General features: G+C 72.7%; 17 protein-coding genes. 9 read left to right on the forward strand and 8 right to left on the reverse strand.

Translation table 11 applies throughout. The features are described 5' to 3' along the window. Positions 1–198: 198 nt before the first annotated feature. A complete protein-coding gene (locus tag ACSTA4_RS10120) occupies positions 199–1,983 on the reverse strand; it encodes an MFS transporter (protein ID WP_444963294.1) in 1,785 nt (594 codons plus the stop codon). Positions 1,984–2,167: 184 nt separating this feature from the next. Here ACSTA4_RS10120 and ACSTA4_RS10125 point away from each other — a divergent pair, with 184 nt between their 5' ends. Continuing rightward, positions 2,168–2,719 carry a TetR/AcrR family transcriptional regulator gene (locus ACSTA4_RS10125; protein WP_248774416.1) on the forward strand — a complete coding sequence of 184 codons (552 nt, stop codon included), beginning with the start codon at positions 2,168–2,170 and terminating at the stop codon, positions 2,717–2,719. Positions 2,720–2,792: 73 nt separating this feature from the next. Here the strand turns inward: ACSTA4_RS10125 and ACSTA4_RS10130 are convergent, their stop codons facing one another. Then, entirely contained in the window at positions 2,793–3,290 is a 498-nt protein-coding gene (locus ACSTA4_RS10130) for a GNAT family N-acetyltransferase (RefSeq protein WP_444963295.1), read from the reverse strand. A 543-nt stretch (positions 3,291–3,833) separates the two neighbouring features. Here ACSTA4_RS10130 and manA point away from each other — a divergent pair. Continuing rightward, positions 3,834–5,018, forward strand: coding sequence for a mannose-6-phosphate isomerase, class I (gene manA / locus ACSTA4_RS10135; protein WP_444963296.1), 1,185 nt, complete (start codon positions 3,834–3,836; stop codon positions 5,016–5,018). A 519-nt stretch (positions 5,019–5,537) separates the two neighbouring features. Then, complete coding sequence (locus ACSTA4_RS10140; RefSeq protein WP_444963297.1) at positions 5,538–5,912, forward strand: FKBP-type peptidyl-prolyl cis-trans isomerase; 375 nt, start codon at positions 5,538–5,540, stop codon at positions 5,910–5,912. Between the two features lie 290 nt (positions 5,913–6,202). Here the strand turns inward: ACSTA4_RS10140 and ACSTA4_RS10145 are convergent, their stop codons facing one another. Continuing rightward, a complete protein-coding gene (locus ACSTA4_RS10145) occupies positions 6,203–7,378 on the reverse strand; it encodes an acyl-CoA dehydrogenase family protein (protein ID WP_358419450.1) in 1,176 nt (391 codons plus the stop codon). A 268-nt stretch (positions 7,379–7,646) separates the two neighbouring features. Here ACSTA4_RS10145 and ACSTA4_RS10150 point away from each other — a divergent pair, with 268 nt between their 5' ends. Continuing rightward, positions 7,647–8,282, forward strand: a complete 636-nt coding sequence (locus ACSTA4_RS10150; RefSeq protein ID WP_444963298.1) for a TetR/AcrR family transcriptional regulator — start codon at positions 7,647–7,649, stop codon at positions 8,280–8,282. A 65-nt stretch (positions 8,283–8,347) separates the two neighbouring features. Here the strand turns inward: ACSTA4_RS10150 and ACSTA4_RS10155 are convergent, their stop codons facing one another. From ACSTA4_RS10155 to ACSTA4_RS10170, 4 genes are all read right to left on the reverse strand, one after another. Beyond that, positions 8,348–10,906 (reverse strand): MMPL family transporter, encoded by a 2,559-nt coding sequence (locus tag ACSTA4_RS10155; RefSeq protein WP_444963299.1) that lies wholly within the window; start codon positions 10,904–10,906, stop codon positions 8,348–8,350. Positions 10,907–10,948: 42 nt separating this feature from the next. Next, entirely contained in the window at positions 10,949–11,611 is a 663-nt protein-coding gene (locus tag ACSTA4_RS10160) for a TetR/AcrR family transcriptional regulator (RefSeq protein WP_444963300.1), read from the reverse strand. Positions 11,612–11,811: 200 nt separating this feature from the next. Next, positions 11,812–13,473: a hypothetical protein gene (locus ACSTA4_RS10165; protein WP_444963301.1), complete on the reverse strand. Its 1,662-nt coding sequence runs from the start codon at positions 13,471–13,473 to the stop codon at positions 11,812–11,814. Then, complete coding sequence (locus ACSTA4_RS10170; RefSeq protein ID WP_444963302.1) at positions 13,458–14,231, reverse strand: ABC transporter ATP-binding protein; 774 nt, start codon at positions 14,229–14,231, stop codon at positions 13,458–13,460. The genes ACSTA4_RS10165 and ACSTA4_RS10170 overlap by 16 nt, the downstream gene beginning before the upstream one ends. A gap of 154 nt (positions 14,232–14,385) precedes the next feature. Between ACSTA4_RS10170 and ACSTA4_RS10175 the strand changes: the two genes are divergently transcribed. From ACSTA4_RS10175 to ACSTA4_RS10195, 5 genes are all read left to right on the forward strand, one after another. Next, a complete protein-coding gene (locus ACSTA4_RS10175) occupies positions 14,386–15,642 on the forward strand; it encodes a sensor histidine kinase (RefSeq protein WP_444963303.1) in 1,257 nt (418 codons plus the stop codon). After that, positions 15,642–16,331, forward strand: coding sequence for a response regulator (locus ACSTA4_RS10180; RefSeq protein WP_444963304.1), 690 nt, complete (start codon positions 15,642–15,644; stop codon positions 16,329–16,331). The genes ACSTA4_RS10175 and ACSTA4_RS10180 overlap by 1 nt, the downstream gene beginning before the upstream one ends. An 84-nt stretch (positions 16,332–16,415) precedes the next feature. Beyond that, positions 16,416–16,859: a nitroreductase family deazaflavin-dependent oxidoreductase gene (locus ACSTA4_RS10185; RefSeq protein ID WP_444964138.1), complete on the forward strand. Its 444-nt coding sequence runs from the start codon at positions 16,416–16,418 to the stop codon at positions 16,857–16,859. A gap of 1,256 nt (positions 16,860–18,115) precedes the next feature. Continuing rightward, positions 18,116–18,562 (forward strand): carboxymuconolactone decarboxylase family protein, encoded by a 447-nt coding sequence (locus ACSTA4_RS10190; protein WP_248774427.1) that lies wholly within the window; start codon positions 18,116–18,118, stop codon positions 18,560–18,562. Between the two features lie 191 nt (positions 18,563–18,753). Continuing rightward, a complete protein-coding gene (locus tag ACSTA4_RS10195) occupies positions 18,754–20,718 on the forward strand; it encodes an AMP-dependent synthetase/ligase (RefSeq protein WP_444963305.1) in 1,965 nt (654 codons plus the stop codon). A gap of 12 nt (positions 20,719–20,730) precedes the next feature. On the opposite strand, the gene ACSTA4_RS10200 is transcribed toward ACSTA4_RS10195, so the two are convergent. Beyond that, positions 20,731–21,324 carry a diadenosine tetraphosphate hydrolase gene (locus ACSTA4_RS10200; RefSeq protein ID WP_444963306.1) on the reverse strand — a complete coding sequence of 198 codons (594 nt, stop codon included), beginning with the start codon at positions 21,322–21,324 and terminating at the stop codon, positions 20,731–20,733. Positions 21,325–21,375 lie beyond the last annotated feature (51 nt).

Genomic DNA, 21,375 nt, shown 5'->3' on the forward strand with positions numbered 1-21,375 from the left:
GAAGGCCGTCCCCGCTCCCCGTTCAGAGACCGGACCAGGGGTCCTCTCGCCTCCACGACGTCGGGGCGACCGAACCGCGTTCTCATGCGAGGACCCTACAGAACTCCGCGGCGCGGCCCCAGGGGTGTGACCCCGCAGGGGGCGGACACGCGCCGGGCCCCGGAAGGCGTCGCCTTCCGGGGCCCGGACCCTCACCTGCTAGCCGTCGGAGCGGGTCCGCTCCGGCGCGGCCTGGGTGTCACCGGCCGCCGGGTCGGCGGCCGCCGGAGCGGGCTCCTGCCCGGCACCCGTGGTTCCTTCGGCCTCCTCGGAGCCCGCGGCCTCGGCGGCCACCGTGGCCCCCGCGGTCCCGGCGGTGCCCACGGCCTCGACCGTCTCCTCCAGGGCCCCCTCGGCGGGGCCCTCCACCGGCTCCACCGCCGGGTTGCCCCGCCCGCGCAGCAGCACCCATGCCTGCGCGGCGGCCGCCAGGACGATCACCACGGCGATGACGCTGGTCAGGTGCATGCCGTCGGTGAACGCCGTCCGCGCGGCGAGCATCAGCGCGTCGCCCGCGGCGCCGCCCACGTCGGCGGCGGCGTTCGCGGCCCCGCCCAGGGTCTCCCGGGCGGCGTCCACAGCCTCCGAGGGCACGCCTTCCACTGTGGTCAGGTTCGCCCGGTAGGACGCGGTCAGCACACTGCCCAGCAGCGCGACGCCCAGCGCCGCGCCCAGCTCGTAGGCGGTCTCGGAGATCGCCGAGGCCGCGCCCGCGCGCTGGGGAGGGGCCGACGACATGATCGCGCCGTTGGTCAGCGTCTCGGCGAACCCTGAGCCGGTGGCGATCAGCGCGAAGCCCGTCGTCACGAGCACCACACCGGTCACCACGTTCCCCTGCGGCGCGAAGACCAGGACCGCGAACCCCGTCGCGGTCACCAGCAGGGACCCGCCGATCACCGTGGCCAGGCTCAGGTGGCGCGACAGCCGCACCGCCACCAGTCCGGCCAGCACCGACAGCACCAGGCCGGGCACCAGCACGAAACCGGCCCGCATCGGCGAGATGCCCAGCACCAGCTGGAGGTACTGCGTCAGGAAGAACAGCGACGACACCAGCGAGAACACGATCATCAGGTTGGTGGCCACCGCCACGCTGAACACGCGGTACCGGAACAGGCCCACGTCGATCAGCGGGTCGTCCAGGGCCTTCTGGCGCCGGACGAACAGGTAGCCCAGGCCGAGGCCGACCGCCAGGGACGCGACCGGGACGACCGCCAGGCCCTCGGTGGCCAGGTTCTTGACGCCGTACACGACGGGCAGGATCGCGGCCATGGACAGGACCACGCTCAGCGGGTCGAGACGGCCGGAGTCGGGGTTGCGCGACTCGCGCACCAGCAGCGGGACCAGCACCAGGATCAGCGCCATCACCGGCAGGTTGATCAGGAACACCGAGCCCCAGAAGAAGTGCTCCAGGAGCCAGCCGCCCAGGATCGGGCCGAGCGCCGCGCCGCCGGAGAACCCCGACGCCCACAGGGCGATGGCCAGCAGGCGCTGGCGCGGGTCCAGGAAGATGTTGCGCAGCAGCGACAGGGTCGAGGGCATCAGTGAGGCGCCCGCCAGGCCGAGCAGGGCGCGGGCCGCGATGAGCACCTCGGCGGTGGGCGAGAACGCGGCGAGCAGCGAGGCCGCGCCGAAGGCGGCCGAGCCGATCATGAGCAGGCGCCGTCGGCCGATGCGGTCGCCGAGCGAGCCCATGGTGATCAGCAGTCCGGCCAGGACGAAGCCGTAGACGTCGACGATCCACAGCAGCTGGCCCGCGTCGGGTCGCAGCTGCTCGCTGAGCGCGGGGACGGCGAACCCGAGCACGGTGGAGTCGACCGAGATCAGGATCACCGGGAGGACCAGGACGGCGAGCGCGGTCCATTCGCGCGGGCCCGCGAGGGTGGGCGTCGCGCCGTCGCGGCCGCGCGCGCCGACGGTGCCGTTTCCGGTCTGGGCGGAACTCATCTTTCCTCGTTACGTGTCGCTTGTGTGCGCGCCGCACGGCTGTGAGGGCGCGTTCGGACCGGCGGGATGCGGAGGGCGAACGGCCGGGCGGAAGGACGGGAAGCCTGGTCGACCGGGGGCGTACTCCCGGGACTCTTCAACCGTCCAGACGGTACAGTACCGTCCAGCCGGTACAGTGTCAATCGTGAACGCTTCGAACACCCGCGACCGCATCCTCGACTCCCTACAGGACATCCTCGTCGGTGAGGGTTATTCCGCGGTGACCCTGGAGGCCGTGGCCCGTGACGCCGGGGTGTCCAAGGGAGGACTGCTGTACCACTTCCCGTCCAAGGCCGCCATGCTCACCGGGCTCATCGAGCGCCTGCGCGTGCTGGCGGAGGAGGAGTTCCGGGAGGCCGTGGAGGGGGAGGAGGGCGTGGTCCGCGTCTTCCTGCGCACCTCGCTGCCCCGCAGCCCCGAGGAACGGGAGCTGTACTGGGCGGTCATCGCGGCCCTGCGCGGCCAGGAGGACATGCCCGAGGAGGCCGTCCGCACGGTCCAGGGCCTCTTCAGCCGCTGGGGCGACCTGCTGCACGAGGAGCTCACCGACCCGGTCCTGGCCGAGATCATCCTGCGCGCGGGCGACGGGCTGTACATGGCGGCGATCGCCGGGCTGCCCCAGCCCGACCCGGCGCTGACGCAGCGGATGATCGACCGCCTGGTGGAGGCCTCCGACAAGGTGCGCCGCGAGCGCTGAGCGTCCGCCGACCGGGCCGGTCGCCCTCCTCCCGCCGCTCCTGAGGGCCCGGCCCGGTTCGGCCCCGGTCGGTTCAGACCCGGTACTCGAACATCTGGACCTCGGTGCCGCCCACCGGCACCCGCTCGACCGGGGTGAACCCCTGCCCCTCGTAGTAGCGCACCAGGGCCCCGTCCCCGCCCGCCCAGCAGTCCACCCGCACCAGCCCGACGCCGCGCTCGCGCGCCCGCCTGCGGGCGAAGGAGAGCAGTTTGCCGCCCACGTCGCGCCCGGAGTAGGCGCGCGCGACCAGCAGCAGGTGGACGTAGAGCTCGCGTTCGCGCACCCGCGGCGCGTAGCCGGGAGCCCGTTCGGTGACGGTGAGGAACCCGGCCGTGCCGTCCCCGACCTCGGCCACCCACAGGCCCTCGGCGACCAGCTCCTTCACGCGCGCGACCCGACGGGGGTCCTGTGACCAGGGGCGGTCGCCCCACTGGGCGGAGCGCCCGTGCTCGACCAGCCACGCCACGGTGGCGTCGAAGGTCTCCAGTACCGCTGACAGGTCCGCTGGTCCGCCCTGGCGCAGCCTCAAGTGTCCGCCTCACACGTCGGGGAACAAACACGACCAGAGCACGTTAACCGGTCGCCCGTCCGCCGGGCACCCCGGTTCCCCGGAGGGAGGGAGAGGTTTCGGCGGCGCGGCGGGTAGGCGGTTCCACAGACGGGGCCGTGGCACCACGGGCGCCGCTGCGGGACAATGACGGAACCCCGCCAGGGGAGCGCGGGGCCCGTGAGCCGCACGGTCCGCGCGGTGGCGGCCGGTCGCCTCCACGGGCGGTCGGTACGGGATTCCCGCCGCTTCGCGGGGCGCCCGACCCGTCGCCGGGTGGAAGGAGGAGGTCAGGATGTGGCGCTGTTCACGTGCTTCCGATCATGGTTTACTTCCCAGTAACTTCGTTGCCGCAGCCGGTACCCGTGTTCGTGGGGTGCCCGCCCACCCCGCGAGGTGAAGTGTGCACTACCTCAAGGTGTGGGGCGCGCCGTGTCGACCGGGACAGCGCCCTCCACGAGACTGTTGCAGCCTCGCCGGGGTGTCCACGGGGTGAGAACACGCAGACGGGAAAGCGGGGGGCGCATGCACAGGCTCACCAACCAGGTAAGGCCTTACGCCTGGGGAGCGCGCACGGCCATCCCGCGGCTGCTGGGCGCCGAACCCGACGGCACACCCCAGGCCGAACTGTGGCTGGGGGCCCACCACGGCGCGCCCAGCACGGCCCACTGCGAGGACGGCCCGCGCCCCCTGCCCGGCCTCATCGCCGACAACCCCCACCGCGTCCTGGGACGGCGCACCGCCGAACGCTTCGACGGGCGACTGCCCTTCCTCCTCAAGGTCCTGGCCGCCGAGGCGCCCCTGTCCCTCCAGGTCCACCCCGACGCCGTCCGCGCCCGCGCCGGGTTCGAGGCCGAGGAGCGCGCGGGCATCCCCCTGGACGCCCCGCACCGCAACTACCGCGACCCCCACCACAAGCCCGAACTCCTCCTGGCCCTGGAGCCCTTCGAGGCGCTGTGCGGCTTCCGCGAACCCGCCGCCGCGCACGCCGACCTGCACGGACTCACCTGCGAACTGGCCGTGGCGCTGCGCGGCGACCTCGCCCTGACCGACGCCGGAACCGCGCTGCGCGGCGCCCTCACCCGCCTGCTCACCCTCACCGAGGGCGAGCGCGCCCGGCTGCTGGACGACTTCGTGCGCGAGTGGTCGGACTCCGGTCCGCGCGGGTCCCACGGCGCCATCGTCGCCGACCTGGCCGACCGCTACCCGGGCGACCCCGGCGCGGTGGCCGCCCTGCTGCTCAACCGGGTCACGCTCTGGCCGGGCCAGGCCCTGTTCCTGCCCGCGGGGAACATGCACGCCTACCTCCAGGGCACCGCGGTCGAGGTGATGGCCAGCTCCGACAACGTGCTGCGCGCCGGACTGACCGGCAAGCACGTGGACGCGCCCGAGCTGCTGGACGTGGTGGACTTCTCGGTGCTGCCCATCCCCTACGCCAGACCCGGGGTCTGCGAAGGGCGCCGGGAGTTCCGCACGGCCGCCCCGGAGTTCGCGCTGCACGAGATCGGCCCCGGCCGCATCACCGCCCACCTGCCGGGGGAGGGGCCGACCGTGCTGCTCGCCCTGCACGGGCAGGTGGAGCTGGTCGCCGAGGTGGGTCAGGGGATGACCCTCCAGCGCGGTGAGTCGGTGTTCGTGCAGGCCGACAGCGGGCCGATCAAGGTCGAGGGCCACGGCCACGTCATCGCCGCCACCGTCGGCGATATCTGAGACCCGGATCTGCGGACCCGAGACCGTACACCTGATACCCCACACCCGAGATCCGGGACCCGAGCCCCCACACCCGAGATCCGGGACCTGAGATCTGGGACCCGGGATTCCACACCCCAGACTTCGCACCCGAGATCCGACTCCCCGGACCTGAGACCCGAAGCCCGAGTTTCTCGACCCGAGACCCCAGACCCGGGTTCCCACACCTGGGTTTCGAGACCCGAGACTCCGGGCCTGAGAACCGAGGCCCGGACTTCCAGACCCCGGCCTTCAGCCCCCAGGTTCCAGAGCCCGGTCCCCAGCCTCCAGACCTCAGGCTCTAGATTCCAGACTCCAGGTCCCAGCCTGCGGATCTCACATTCCAGGCCCGGACTCCGGAACTCAGGCCTGGGACCGCGTCAGGGCAGCGCGAGCGCGTCGCAGAGCACCCGGGCGGGACGTCCATTTTGCTCCAGGAGGTTCCCGCGCAGCGATAGCCTGGGCCCCTCTGTTCACTGTGACCACACGAGGGGTACCACCATGGCGCTTGAGCGTCCCGAGATCGACTTCATCGAGGGCCCGCCGCCCGCCGAGCTGGAGGTCACCGACATCCAGGTCGGTGAAGGCGCCCAGGCGGGCCACGGCAGCACCGTCGACGTCCACTACGTGGGCGTGGCCTTCTCCAGCGGCGAGGAGTTCGACGCCAGTTGGAACCGCGGCGCCCCGCTGAGCTTCTGCCTCGGCGGACGCCAGGTCATCGAGGGCTGGGACCAGGGCGTCCTGGGCATGCGCGTGGGCGGCCGCCGCAAGCTGGTCATTCCGCCGCACCTGGCCTACGGCGAGCGCGGCGCCCCCGGCGCCATCGCGCCGAACGAGACCCTGATCTTCGTCTGCGACCTGGTCGGCGTCCGCTAGGACCTCTTCCTCTCCCGGAGAGGGCTCCGCGTGGTCGCCGCACCCCGCCCGCGGTCCCTCCCGGTCCGGGCCGGTTCCACGCGCCCGGGCCCGGGAAGCCCCGCTCTCCGGCTCCCCTCGGCGACCGGTCGGGACACGCGCCCGCTCCGGCCGGGGGGCACGTACCCGCCGCTCCGGCCGGGGGCACGCACCCGGCCCGCTCGGGGCGGAGGCGGCCCGATCGGGGCACACGCGTACGGCAGGGGCCCGTGCCGCGCTCCCACGTGCGGCACGGGCCCCTCGTCCCGCCGCTAGCCCAGGGTTGCGCCCACCTTGACGTGGCCCTTGAGCAGGTCGCGGGCGATCGTGCGGCGCTGGATCTCGTCCGTGCCCTCGAAGATGCGCAGTAGCCGCACATCGCGGTAGAAGCGCTCGATGGGCAGCTCACGGGTGTAGCCCATGCCGCCGTGGATCTGCATCACGCGGTCGACGATCTCGTTGGCCTTCACACCGCCGAAGAGCTTGGCGATGGACTGCGCGTGCCGCGAGTCCCGGCCCACCGAGACCTGCCACGCGGCGTGCAGCACCAGCAGGCGCAGCGCCTCGATCTCGGTCTGGGAGTCGGCGATCATCCACTGGATGGCCTGCCGGTCGGCGATGGGCGCCCCGAAGGTCTCGCGGGTGCGCGAGTACTCGATCGCCATGTCCAGCAGGCGCTCGCAGCCGCCGAGCGCGCGGGCGGGCAGCAGGTAGCGGCCCTTGCCGATCCACTTCATGGCCAGCTCGAAGCCGCGGCCCTCCTCGCCCAGGATGTTCTCGTGCGGCACGCGCACGTCCTGGAAGACCAGGGAGGCCGGACGGCGCTCGCCCATGGTGTCGATGGGCTCGGAGGTCCAGCCCGCCTCGCGGTCGACCAGGAAGCAGGTCACGCCCCCGTCGGCGCCCTTGTCCGGGTCGGTGACCGCGAAGACCATGGCGAAGTCGGCCTCGTTGCCGCCGGTGATGAAGGTCTTCTCGCCGTTGACCACCCACGTGTCGCCGTCGCGGACCGCGCGCGTGCGGATGGCCTTGGCGTCGGAGCCCGCGCCGGGCTCGGTGATGGCGAAGCAGGAGCGGCGCTCACCGGCGATGGTGGGCAGCAGGTAGCGCTCCTTCTGCTCCTCGTTGGCGTGGTAGAGGATGTTGTCGGCCTCGCCGCCGAACTTGAAGGTCAGGAAGGTCCTGCCCAGCTCGATCTCGATGATCGCGGCGGTGACCGGGTCCAGGCCCATACCGCCGTACTCCACCGGCGTCTCCACGCCCCAGAAGTCGGACTTGCGGGCCAGTTCGCGCAGCCGGGTGCGCTCCTCGGCGTTGAGGCCGGGCGGCTGCCCCTCGCGCTCGCGGCGCAGCACGTCGTTCTCCAGCGGCATCAGCTCCCGCTCGACGAAGGTCCGCACCCAGTCGCGGACGGCGCGCTGTTCATCGCTCAGTGAGAAATCGATCACGGCCTGTCTCCCCAGTAACCTAACGGCGTTCGGTTTGAGGGTACGGTCTTCCCCCGGGTGTGTGCAAGAGGTGCCGCCGAACAGGAGGAAACGGGTGCTGCGTCCGGTTCCGGACAGCTCCCCATGCCGGGGCGCACGGGCCCCGAAGACGGGCCCCCAGGTGCGCGAACACCGCCAGGGGGCCGCACGCGGTGTGCCGACGTGCGATGATCGGGCCGGACGCCGGAGGGTCCGGTCCGTCCGCCGCAGTGGAGAAGGGGACCCCTCCGTGGCCCGACCCAAGACGCCGATCCTGAGCCGTCCGGGCATCCGCCGCGCGGCTCTCGCGCTCATCGACCGCGACGGGCTGGACGGCCTGTCCATGCGCAAGCTCGCCCAGGAGCTAGACGTGCAGGCGGCCTCCCTCTACAGCCACTACCGCACCAAGGAGGAGTTGCTCACCGAGGTCGCGGACGAGGTCACCTCGCGCATCGACGTCTCGGGCTTCGAGGGCGGGGACTGGCGCCGGGGCCTCACCGTCTGGGCGCGCTCCTACCGCGACGCCCTGGCCGAGCACCCCCATCTGCTGCCGGTGGTCTCCTCCGGGCCCGGACGCCGCGAGGAGGCGCTGCGCCGCGCCGACGCGGTGCACGGCGGCCTGGTGGGCGCCGGATGGCCGCCCCGCTACGCCACGATGATCGGCGCCTCCACCAAGTACCTGGTCGTGGGGGCCGCCACCAACTCCTTCGCGCGCGGGTTCGACGACGACGTGCGCGTCTACCGGGACCGCTACCCGAACCTGTCCCAGGCCCACCGGCTGCCCGAGCACGCCGCCGAGATCGACGACGCGAGCTTCGAACTCGCGCTCTCGGCCTTCCTGGACGGGCTGACCGGCGTCTTCGGCGAGGTCGGGAACCGGGGCTGAGCGCCCGCACGCGAAGGGCCCGGGGGCGGTCACCACCGCCTCCGGGCCCCTGGAACGCGTGCGCCTCAGCGCCGCTCGGAGGACACCCGGTCCGTGTCGTCCTCCTTGTGGGAGGGCGAACCCGTGTCCCCGGCGGCCGACGCGTCGCCGGTCGTTCCGTCGGCGTCCCCGCCGGTTCCGGCCCCCTGCTCACGCGGGTGGCGGCGCTCCAGGGAGGCGCCCTCCACGTCGATGTCGGGCAGGATCCGGTCGAGCCACCTGGGCAGCCACCACGCGGCGTTGCCCGCCAGGTGCATCAGCGCGGGGATCAGCGCCATGCGCACGACGAAGGCGTCGATGAGCACGCCGAAGGCGAGCGCGAAGCCGATCGAGCTGATCATGACGCTGTGCGAGAAGACGAACCCGCCGAACACCGAGATCATGATGATCGCGGCGGCGGTGACCACCGAGCGTCCGGCCCTGAAGCCCTGCACCACGGCCAGCCGCGAGGGCGAACCGTGCACGTAGGCCTCGCGCATGCCCGTGCCGATGAAGAGCATGTAGTCCATCGCCAGGCCGAACAGGATCCCGACCAGCAGTGTGGGCAGGAAGTTCAGGACCGGTCCGGTGTTCTCCAGCCCGAAGAGGCCGCCCAGCCAGCCCCACTGGTAGACGGCGACCACGCCGCCCAGCGCCGCGAAGAAGGACAGGATGAACCCGAGCGTGGCCACGACCGGCACGAAGATCGACCGGAACACCAGCAGCAGGATCACCAGGGACAGGCCCACGACCACCGCGAGGTAGGTCGGCAGAGCGTCGCTCAGCGTCTCGGAGATGTCGATGTTGCCGCTGGCCATGCCCGCGACGCCCAGCGGGCCGGTGCCCTCGATCGGCTCCATCGCGCGCAGGGTGTGCACGAGCTGCTCGGTGGAGGCGCTGGCCGGGCCCTCGACGGGCACGACCTGGAAGATGGCCAGGGTGTGGTCCTCGGAGACGCCGATGGGCGCCACCGCCGCCACGTCGTCGTGGGAGTAGATCTCCTCGGCGACCAGCGCCTGCTCCTCCTCGGCGTTGCGCTCCGCGGACTCCTCGTCGGGTCCGCCGGTCAGCTCGGCCACGACCAGGAGCGTGCCGTTCTGCCCCGCGCCGAAGTTCTCCTCCACGGCGGTGAAGGCCTGGTACTGGGTGGAGTCGGTGGGCTCGGAGGAGCCGTCGGGCATGCCCAGGCGCAGGTCCAGTGCGGGCAGGGCGACCACGCCCAGGGCGATCACGGCCACCGCGGCCTGGGCCAGCGCGCGGCCGGTCGACATCGGCTTGACCCGCTCCGCCTCGTGCGCGTCCCCGCCGGCGGCGGAGGTGCTCTCGGCGAGACGGGCGCGCTCGCGGCGCGACAGGATGCGCGCGCCCACCAGCGACAGCAGCGCCGGAACGAGCGTGATCGCGATGAACACGGCGATGGCGATGGAGACCGCGGCCACGCTGCCCATCAGGCCCAGGAACCCGATCCCGGTCAGGTTCAGGCCCAGCAGCGCGATGAGCACGGTCGTGCCCGCGAAGACCACGGCGTTGCCCGCGGTCCCGTTGGCCAGGCCGATGGACGCACCGACGTCGACGCCCTGCTTGAGCTGGCGGCGGTGCCGGTTGATGATGAACAGCGCGTAGTCGATGCCGACGGCCAGGCCCAGCATCAGGCCCAGGATCGGGGTCACCGAGGCCATCTCCAGCACCCCGGACAGCGACATCGCGATCAGGGTGGCCACGCCGACGCCGACGAGCGCCGTCAGGATCGGCAGGCCCGCGCCCACCAGGGTGCCCAGCATGACCACCAGGACCACACCGGCCACGATCACGCCGATCACCTCGGCGGTGCTGACCAGGGAGGGCATGGTCATGGCCATGTCGTTGCCGAAGTCGACCGTGGTGCCCGGCACGGGATCGCTCTCGAAGACCTCCATGACGGCGTCGCGGGTCTCCGGGGTGATCTCGGTCTGGCTGTCGCTGAAGGCGATACGGACCAGGGCGGTGTCACCGTCCTCGGAGACCGAACGGATCTCCGAGGCCATCTCCAGCATGGCCTCACCCCGCTCCAGCTCCTCCAGGCCCGCGTCCAGCTCCTCGCGGTTCTGGTCGATCACGGCCTGTTCGGCGTCGAGCCCGGGGCCGACCTGGTCGATCAGCCCGGCGGCCTCGGCCTGCTCGCGGCCCGCGTCGAGCTCGGCCTGACCGGCTTCGAGCTCCTCCAGGCCGCTCTCCAGCTCGTCGCGGCCCTCCTCCAGCTCCTGCTGCTGGTCGGCGCGCTGCTGCTCCGTGGCGAACGGGTCGATCGCGTCCTCCACGCCGGAGAGCCCGGCGGCCTGCTCGGCGCGGTCGGCTATCGCCTCCCGCTGCTCCTGGGTGAAGTCCGAGCCGTCCTCGGTCTGGTAGACGACGGTGCCCGAGCCGCCTCCCATCCCGGAGAACTCCTGCGACAGGAGCTGTTCCACCTCGTCGGTGGGCGTCCCGGGGATGGAGAAGCTGTCCTCCAGCTCGCCGGAGAAGAGGAAGAAGGCGGTACCGGAGGCCACCAGGAGGGCCAGCCAGACCGCGATGACGGTTCGGGCGCGACGTGCGCACGCACGCCCGAGTCTGTAGAGAAATTCAGCCATGGTTCCTGCAAACGGAGTGGGTGGGAGGGAGCGCGTGTGCTCTCAGGAGGTGGGCGATCCGGCGTTCCCGTAGCCGTCACGGGTCACGGCGAGCATGCGGTCCAGCAGGTCGGCCCAGACCCGGCGGGAGTCGTCGTCGTCGACCCCTCCGGTGGTCTGCTCCCAGCGCTGGACCGTGATCGTGCCGCCGCTGATGACCGCGCCGCACATGAGGTCGACCACGAGCGGGTCGGCGTGCGGGTGGCGGCGCGTCATGATGGCCGCCAGTCGGACGCTCACGTCGTTGATGGCCCGCTCGAACAGCGCGGCCTGGCTCGGGGCGGGTTCGTTCCCCTGCTGCCGGAGGAGGCGCTTGAGCCGGGTGACCGGGGTGACCAGGTCGGTCCGGCGGATGGCCGCCGCGAACTCGTCGAACATGTTGCCCGCCCGGTCGCCGGTGACGGCGGGGAGGTTGGCCTCGATGCTGTCGACGATCGCCTCCAGCATCTCGCCGAACACCTCCAGGACGATGTCGTCCAGGGACCTGAAGTGGTTGAACACGGTTCTTCGGGAGACGTCGGCCCGTTCGGAGAGCTGGTCGACGGTGAAGCCGGTGTCCCCGCGTTCGGTCATCAGCGCTGCGGCCGCGTCCACGATGGCGCGGCGGTGGCGCGACTTCAGTGCCTCACGCCGGTCGCGTGCGGGCGGTTCGTGCTGATTGTCCACGTCTCCACGGTACGGAGGTGGTTGCACCAAGTGCAACGAAGCACTGAGTGCACCCAGTCACACTCGGGGCGCGGGCTCACGAACTGCCATGGGGGCGGCGGGGGCGGTGTCCCGTGGTGCCGGTGGGGCCGCCGGGAGCGGCCCGCGCGCGAGAAGGCGGCCGCGCGGCCCCCGTCCCGGGTCGCACGGCCGCCGGTCCCTCAGGAGCCCGTGGGCTTGGTCTCGGCGTTGCCCTCGATCGCGGACCGCTCCAGGCGGTCCAGCCATCCGCCCCGTTTCGGCACGGTCTGGAGCGCGACCTCACGGCCGTACCGGATCCGGGTGAAGGTCTCCGGGAGCCGCGCCTCCAGCCTCCGGTAGGCGACGCGGCCCAGCAGCCAGGCCACGAACCCCCCGTTGAACACGCCCACCGGCACCGCCAGCCACGGCAGCCCCCACAGCGACAGGAACACGGCGGCCAGCACCGAGGGCGTGCACAGCACCGGCAGCGCCACGAGCGCGATCCACACCTGCACCGAGTTGTCGCCGGAGTCGTTGGCGTCCACCCGCAACTGCGGGTCCACACCGGGGGAGAGCGCCACCACCGACAGCAGCAGCGCCAGCCCGCTGCCCACGCCGAAGAACGCCGCCAAGCCCGTGAGCACCAGCGGCCACGCCCAGTGGGCTCCGGTGGCCGCGATGAACACCGCGCTCAACGCGGTCGCGGCCGGGGCGATCAGCAGCAGGATCGCGATCTGGCGGCCGCGCACGTCCGCGCGCAGCGTGTCCCGGTCCTGGCCGACCACCGACAGCCACAGCGCCGTGCCGTCGTGCCCGTACATGTTCGAGGTGGACAGCGCCATGACGAAGGCCGCGATCACCCCCGTGAACGGAGCGAAGAACGCGTACAGGTCGGTGGGCCAGGCCATCAGGCCCATGAACAGCGCCGCCCACAGCGACGCCCGCAGCTCCAGGCCCCGCCACGGGTCGCGCCACCACTGGCGCAGTTCCCGGCCGACCACCGCGCCCAGCGGGGAGTCGGGCAGCAGCGCGAACGCCCGGCGCGTGAGCGCGCCGCTCCCGCTCCCGCGGCGCCGCCGGACCCCGCGCGAGGTCACCCGGGGCGCCAGCAGCACGCTGGTCACCACCACCATCGCCGCCGTGAGCACGGCGAACCCGCCCAGCCAGGCCGCGGCCGCAGGCCAGGAACCGGACGCGGCGGCCTGCACGGCCAGTACGGGCCACGAGGTCGGCAGCGCCGCCAGCACGGCGCCCACCACGCCCTCGCCCAGACCGTTCTCGCTCAGGCTCAGCGTCGCCCGGAACGCGGGCTGCACCACCATCCACCCGAAGAAGAGCCCGGCCAGGATCAGCCCCCACTGCACCGACGCGATCTCCATGCCCAGCCGCGAGTGCATCGCCGCGCCCAGCGCCCGGAACACCAGCCGGGACAGCGTCACCACGAACACCCACAGCACCAGGACCCCCGGCACCGCCACCACCAGCGCGGACGGGTCCAACGCCAGCGCGTGCCACACGAGCGCGCCCAGCGCCAGCAGCGTGACGACGGGACCGAGGTCCACGAACATCGTCACGAGCAGCAGGGCGCCCACCCGGCGCCGGTCCAGGGGCAGCAGCGCGAAGTACTGCGAGCGCAGCACACCCGTGCCGTTGGCGACGGTCGGGCCGAGCATCCAGCCCACCGCCCACACCGCGAACGCCAGGCAGAGCAGGTCCGCCCGCACGCCGTCCGAGGCCGCCGCCACCGCCAGGTACCAGGTCAGCGCGGTCCCGCCGACGACCAGGGCGATCCCGAACAGCCGCATCCCCGTCGCCGAGTGCCGCAGCAGGGTGAACTTCAACCGGATCAGGAGGCCAGCCACGCCAGCTCACCCTCCTCCATCTCGCGTGCGCCCACCAGACGCACGAAGGTGTCCTCCAGGGTGGTGTCCACGCCGCGCACCTGCTCCAGCGCCCCGTCGGCCAGCACCCGGCCGCGGGCGATGATGGCCACCCGGTCGGTGAGCTGCTCCACCAGCGCCATCACGTGGCTGGAGATCACCACCGTGCCGCCGCCGTCGGTGAACCTGCGCAGGATCGCGGTCAGCACCCGCGCCGAGACCGGGTCCACGGCCTCGTAGGGCTCGTCCAGGACCAGGACCTTGGGCGCGTGCAGCAGGGCCGTGGCCAGCCCGATCTTCTTGCGCATGCCGGTGGAGTACTCCGCCACCAGCACCGCGTCCCCCTCGGCCCGGTCCAGTTCCAGCACCCGCAGCAGCTCCTCGGCGCGCGCCCGCGTCACCTCCCGGCCCAGCCCGCGCAGCTGCCCCCAGTAGTTCAGCAGTTCCCCGCCGGTCAGCCGCTCGGGCAGGGCCAGGCCGTCGGGCAGGACGCCGAGCATGCGCTTGGCCCCGACCGGGTCCGACCACACGTCCACGCCCAGGACCCGGGCCGTTCCGGCGTCGGGGCGCAGCAGCCCCACCGCCATGGACAGCGAGGTGGTCTTGCCCGCCCCGTTGGGGCCGACCAGCCCGAGCATGGCTCCCCGCGGCACGGACAGGCTCACCCCGTCCGCCGCCGTCGTGCCGTTGAAGACCTTGGTCAGCCCGTCCAGTTCCAGGGCGGGCGCGTTCTCACTCATACCGCCACCCTCCCCGCGTTCCCGGTGCGGGCGCATCCGCCGAACGGTCACGGCCGCCTGTCCGGTCGGCCAGGTCCGCGCCGGTGCGGCGGCCCGTCGGCCGATGCGGCGCGGGTGCGGCCGTCCTACTCTTGGCGTGGAGGAGGGGGTCCACGTGGACACGACACCGGCCGCGGACGGCGGCACCGCGTCCGGGGAGCGCCGGGGCCCGCGGGGATGGGCGGCGGACGTCCTGTTCTTCCTCGTCGCCGCGCTGGTGTGGGCCTACTACGTCCTGGCCTACAGCGTGGGCCTGCACCCGTACGTGCCCTCCTGGCTCATCCTCCCGGACCTCGCCCTGGGCGTGGTCGGCTGCCTCGCGCTGTGGTGGCGCCGCGGCCACCCCCTGGGCGTGGCCGTCCTGCTGTGCGTGGTCCAGAGCGTGTCCAGTTCGGTGACCGCGGCCCTGGTCGTCGCCCTGTTCAACCTCGCCGTCCGCCGCCCCTGGCAGCAGGCCGTGGTGACGGCGATGGCGAGCCTCATCCTGGGCCTGCCCTGGATCGTCATGGTCCCGCCCACCCGCGGAGACAGCGTCGTCGTCCTGATCATCGCCACACTGCTCTTCGCGGGCAGTATCGGCTGGGGTGTGGCCATCCGGACCCGGAGCCAGCTCATCGAGCGGCTGCGCGAGGACGTGCGGCGCGAACGCGAGGACCGGGGGCGGCGCCTGGCCGCGGCCCGGACCGAGGAGCGCCAGCGCATCGCCCGCGAGATGCACGACGTGGTCGCCCACCGCATGTCGCTGCTGTCGGTGCACGCCGGTGCGCTCGCCTACCGAACCGAGCGCGCGGAGCGGGGCGAGGCGCCGCCGCTGGAGAACGCCGAACTCGGCGCGGCCGTGCGCGTCATCCGCGACAACGCCCACCAGGCGCTGGAGGAACTGGGCGGCGTCCTGTCGGTGCTGCGCGCGGCCGACACCGCCCCGGGGGAGGAGGGCGACCACGCGGGCACCGCCGCGCCCCAGCCGCCCGCCCTGACCGAGGTCAACCGTCTGGTGGAGGAGGCGGTGCGGGCGGGTCAGCGCGTGCGCTCCGTCCACGACGTCCCCGAGGGCGCCGAGCCGCCCGGCCAGGTGCGCCGCACCGCCTACCGGCTGGTGCAGGAGGGGCTGACCAACGCGCGCAAGCACGCGCCCGGAGCCCGGGTGGAGGTGCGGATCGGCGGCGCCCCCGGGCGAGGCCTGGAGGTGTCGGTGGTCAACCCGCTGCCGGTGGGGGTGGCGCCCGCGGAGATCCCCGGGGCCGGGGCGGGGCTGACCGGCCTGTCCGAGCGGGTGGCCCTGGACGGCGGAACCCTGCGCCACGGGCCCGAGGACGGGGAGTTCCGCCTCCGGGCCGCGCTGCCCTGGCTGGAGACGACGGAGGTGCCATAGTGGTGCCCGTGAACACTCCCGTGCGCGTCCTGCTCGTGGACGACGACCCCCTCGTCCGCTCCGGCCTGCGGATCATGCTCAGCGGCGACGGGGACACCGAGGTGGTGGGCGAGGCCGGGGACGGCTCCGAGGTGCCCGCGGCGGTGGCCGAGCACCGCCCCCACGTGGTGCTGATGGACGTGCGCATGCCCGGCACGGACGGGATCGCGGCGACCGAGGCGCTACGCGGCGACGGGAGCGGGCCCCAGGTCCTGGTGCTCACCACCTTCGACGCCGACGCCACCGTGGTGCGGGCGCTGCGGGCGGGCGCCGCCGGGTACCTGCTCAAGCACACCGCTCCGGAGCGGATCGTGGAGGCGGTGCGCCGCGCGGCGGCGGGCGAGCCCGTGCTCTCGCCGGGCGTGGCCCGCGCGCTGATGGACCGGGTGGCCGGGGCCGACCCGCTGGAGCGCGACGAGGCGCCCTCGCGCCGAGAGCGCGCCCGGGAGCGGCTGGCGCTGCTCACCGAACGCGAGCGCGAGGTGGCCGAGGCGGTGACCGCGGGGCTGTCCAACGCCGAGATCGCCGAGCGGCTGTACATGTCGATGGGCACCGTGAAGGCGCACGTGTCCAGCGCGCTGACCAAGCTGGACCTGTCCGGGCGGGTGCAGCTGGCGCTGCTCACCCACGACGCCCGCACTCCCGACTGACGTGGTACGGATGAGCCCCGTGGGGAAGTGATGTTGGCAGTGCTGTCGGCCAGCATGATGAGCAACGACGAGGGAGACGATTCCATGCCGCTCGAAGGCGAGTACGAGCCGAGTCCGACGGAGTGGGTGCGCGACCAGGTCGAGCAGATCGAGCGCTCCGGCGGGAGGGAGGGGATGACCCTGCGCGGTATGCGGGTCATCCTGCTCACCACGCGCGGGGCCAGGAGCGGCAAGCTGCGCAAGACGCCGCTGATGCGGGTCGAGCACGAGGGGCGCTACGCCGCCGTCGCCTCGCTCGGCGGTGCGCCCAAGCACCCCGTCTGGTACTTCAACGTCCTCGCCGAGCCCCACGTGGAGCTGCGGGACGGGACCGTGAACCAGGACATGGTGGCCCGAGAGGTCACGGGCGAGGAGAAGGCGGCCTGGTGGGAGCGCGCGGTGGCGGCGTTCCCGGACTACGCCGACTACCAGAAGAAGACCGACCGCGAGATCCCGGTCTTCGTGCTGGAGCCCGTCGCCGACCAGTGACGTGTTCTCGGAACGGACCGGCCGGGGAAGGAAACCGGCCGGTCCGTTCAGGGGCGTATGCTCGCGCCCACACCGGTCCGTGGAGATGTGAAAACCAGCCTCGCGGTGATCCAGCACCCACTTTCCTGCTCGCATTAGCCGGCGAGAGGTTTTGTTTAATGCTTTTGCGGGCTGAGGGTGTCTGATCGCGCTCACGCCAGCCCGTGGGGGTTTTGAACCCCCGCTCCAGGGGGTTTGAACCCCCACCGAAGGGGGTTTTGAAGCCCGGCCGTCTGGTGGTTGTAGGTGTGCGGTGCTGCCCTCCTCAGACACGGCGGGGTACAGACGGAAAACACCAGTGTCGGGTAGGGGTGTGGGGGGTGGCCGTAGGTCCCAGGCTCCCCGCCCGGACATAGGGGGTTTTCTCCAGTGCTGGGGACCACGCGATGCGCACGTCGGTTGTCCAGGGGGTGAGCGCATCGCGTGCTTCGCCCCGGTTCTCCAGTGCCGCGGTCGAGGGCACGTCCGCGAAGTGCGTGATAAGCGGCTCAGCCACCGCCCCACGCCGTCAGGACAGCCTCCAGGTCCCGACCGCTGGGGGTGGTACGAACGTGCACGTATCCGCCCTCCAGAAGACAGGGGGTTGTAGAGCGTGCAGCAAAGCCCGGCCACAGACCCTGTACGTGCGCGCGACCTCGACCACAGACCGTGCAGATGCGTGGAACCCGAGCCACAAGCCGTGGACGTACGCGGGACCCGAGCCACAGACCCTGTACGTACGCGGAGCCCGAGCCACAGACCGTGCACGTACACGGGACCTGAGCCACGGCCCTCTTTCTTCCGTTTCCCCTTTGTGTTTTCTGTGGTCGCGGTTGTCCCGGACCACGCTCCAGGTGACCGGCGAACCCGAACCACAGCAAGGCCCTGGTCTTCAGTTCACCGGTGGTCGCTGTCGCGTTGGGGCATGGGGTTTCGTGCTCAGTAGTGGTGCAGGAGGGCAGTGAAAGGAAATGAAGGAAAGCGAAAGGAAGGGAAGCGCGGTAATCTCCGCACCCCCGTGCTTCGGTTCGGCTTGCGGAAACCCAATTCAAAATAAACCAAAAAAACCAAACCAACCCAAAACCACCCGAACCCTCCCCTCTCTTCCCCTTCCCCATCCCTTCCCTATCCGGTTCCGCCCTTGACCCCGCAGCGCCCGGACCCCGTTGGTAGCGTTGTGGTCCGGGTCCCGGCTGGGACTGGGACGGTGAAAGTGTTCGACGAGGAGGGCGGCCCCCGTGGCGAAAGAACGCGTGATCTGGGCGAAGAAGCTTCCCGAGGTCTACAGCAAACTGGACGAGATCGACAAGGTCATCTCCGGACACCTTGACCTCGGCCTGCTGGAACTGGTCAAGCTCCGCGCCTCGGTGCTCAACGGGTGCTCCTTCTGCATCGACCTGCACACCCAGCGCGCCCTGGAGGCGGGGGAGTCCCAGCAGCGGCTCTTCCTCGTGTCCGCCTGGTACGAGGCCGGTGAGATCTTCACCGACGCCGAGCGGGCCGCTCTGGCGCTCACCGACGAGATCACCCGCCTGGGCGAGCACGGCGTGTCCGACGAGGCCTACGAGGGCGCCGCCGAGCACTTCGAGGACCAGGAGTTGGCCGCGCTCATCGCCGGCATCGCCATGATGAACCTCTACAACCGGCTGGCCGTCACCAGCCACCTGCACCCGCGCAAGCGCTGAGCCCGGCTCCGCTCCGGCCGCCGAGGGGACGGCCCTGCTCCGGCTGCCGAGGGGGCGGCCCCGCTCCGGCCGCCGACCCCTCGGAGACCGGAGCGGGGCACCCGGAGCGGGCACCCGTTTCCCGGGTAGGGATGAGTGCACCCGACACCCCCCGTCGGCCGTGTACGGAGATCCCGGACCCAGGAGCGCCCATGCCCCCCGCCGGACGAACCCTTCCGAGCCTGCTCGCCCGCAACGCCGCCGACCACCCCGACGCGCCCGCCCTGTCCTGGCGCGCGCCGGACTGCGGCGACTGGACCACCCTGACCTGGTCGCGGGTGCGCGACCGCGTCGCCGTGCTCGCCGAGGGCTACGCCGCCCTGGGAGTCGAACCCGGCGACCACGTCCTGCTCATGATGGGCAACCGCCCCGAGCACTGGCTGTCCGACCTCGCCCTCGTCCACGCGGGTGCCGTTCCCACCACGGTCTACGACACCGCCGCCTCCGAACAGGTCGCCCACATCGCCCGGCACAGCCGAGCCCGTCTCGCCGTGGTGGGGGACACCGCGGCCGCCGCCGTATGGGAGGGCCTGCTCGCCGACCCCGAGATGCCCTTGGCCGCGCTGGTCGTCGTGGACGGGGCCGACCCCGGCCGCGGCCACACCGACTACGCCTGCCTGGAGGGCACCCCCGCCGCCCCTGCCGCTCCCGACGTCCCTGCCGCCCCTGCCGCTCCCGTCGTCCCCGTCACCCCCACTGCCCCCACCACCCCCGCCGCCCCCACCACCCCCGCCGCCCCCGCCGGGACGGCCTTCGAACGCTGGCGCGACCTGACCCCCGACGACCTGCTCACCGTCGTCTACACCTCCGGGACCACCGGGGACCCCAAGGGCGTGGCCGTCACGCACCGCGACGTGCTCGCCAACGCCACCGCCCTGGACGCGGCCATCGCCCTCCCCGACCACCCCGCCCTCCCCGACCACCCCGCCCTCCCCGACCACCCCGCCCTCCCTGCTCTCCCCGCCCTCCCCGACCACGTGTGCTACCTGCCCCTGGCCCACATCGCCGAACGCATGCTCGGCCTCTACCTGCCGGTCTTCCGCGCCTCCCACGTGTGGATGTGCGAAAGCCTCCAGGACCTGCCCGGGGTCCTGCGGCACGTGCGCCCGCCCCAGTTCTTCGGGGTTCCCCGGGTGTGGGAGAAGTTCGCCTCCGCCCTGCGCGCGGGGATCGCCCGCATGCCCGAGGAGAGGCGCGCCGCCGTGGACGCGGCCACGGCCGTGGCCACCGAGCACGTCGCCCACCGCGAGCGCGGCGAGGAGGTGCCCGCCGAACTCGGAGAACGCTTCGAGCGGGCCCGGGCCGAGGTCCTGCTTCCCCTGTTGGCCCAGGTGGGCCTGGACCGGGTGAGCTGGGCCTCCAGCGCCTCCGCGCCGATGCCGCTGGACGTGGTGCGGTTCTGGGCCGGGTTCGGGGTCGTGGTCATGGACGCCTGGGGCCTCACCGAGTCCGTGGGCGTGGCCACCGTCAACAGCCCCGCCACCGGGTTCCGGCTGGGCTCGGTCGGCCGCCCCCTCGCGAGCGTGCGGGTGCGGGTGGCCGAGGACGGCGAGGTGTGGCTGCGCGGGGAGTCGGTCTTCGGCGGCTACCTCCAGCCCGACGGTTCGGTGCGCCCGGCCACCGACGCCGGGGGGTGGTTCGCCACCGGCGACGTCGGCCGCCTCGACGCGGACGGCTACCTGTGGATCACCGACCGCAAGAAGGAGCTCATCGTCACCTCCCAGGGCAAGAACGTCGCGCCCGCGCCGGTGGAGAACGCCCTCAAGGAGCACCCCATCGTCGGCCAGGCCTACGTGCACGGGGACCGCAGGCCCTACCTGGTGGCGCTGCTGGTGCCCGACCGCGAGACGCTGCCGGTGTGGGCGGCCGTCCGGGGCATCGACACCGGCGGGGACTGGGAGGCGCTGGTCGCCCACCCCGAGGTGGCGGCGGAGGCCGAACGCGCGGTCGCGGCGGCCAACGCCCGGTTCAGCCGCGCGGAGGGGGTCAGGCGCCACCTGCTGCTCCCGGGCGAGTGGGGACCGGACACCGGTGAGCTGACCCCCTCGCTCAAGCTCCGGCGCCAGGTCGTCCGGGAGCGCTACGCCGACGCCCTGGCGGAGCTGTACCGCGACTGACCCCGGGTCCGGTCAGTCCGCCTCCTGCGGGCGGTCCAGTCCGGTGCCGGTCGCCTCGCGCAGACGGTCCGGTTCGGCGCCGGACGCCTCCCGCGGGCGCTCCGGTTCGGTGCCGATCACCTTCCGCAAGCGGTCCAGTTCTGCGCCGATCGCCTCGCGCAGCGCGTCGTGCCGCGGACCGAGCGCGTGCCGCGGGTCGGTCCACCTGTCCCGCGGGTAGAGCCACACCGGTCTGCCCACCAGGTCGGGCGGCTCCCAGTCGAACCGCGGCCACACATGCGCGTGCAGGAATGCGTCGGTGTTGCCCAGGATCTCCAGGTTGACCCGCCGGAACGCCGGGTCGCGGCGTCGGCAGGCCAGCTCGACCGCTTCACCGAGCCGTTCCATGCCGGACAGGAACGCCAGCCGTTCGGGTCGGGGCAGGTCCGACAACCTCTCCGCCTCCGGGCGGTCTGTGAGCAGCACCGAGTACCCCGGCAGGAACTGGACGTCCCCGATCACCGCGAAGCCCGCGTCCAGACGCCGCAGCACGGTGGGGTTGGCGCCCCGCAGCGCGCTCCCGACCCGGTCCGCCCGCCAGTCGTCGTCCATGCCCGCAACGTCCATGCCCGGAACCTACACGGCCGGGACCCGAGCGCGTCCGCCCGTCCCGGCGGG

The sequence above is a fragment of the Nocardiopsis sp. M1B1 genome (genome assembly GCF_052466615.1).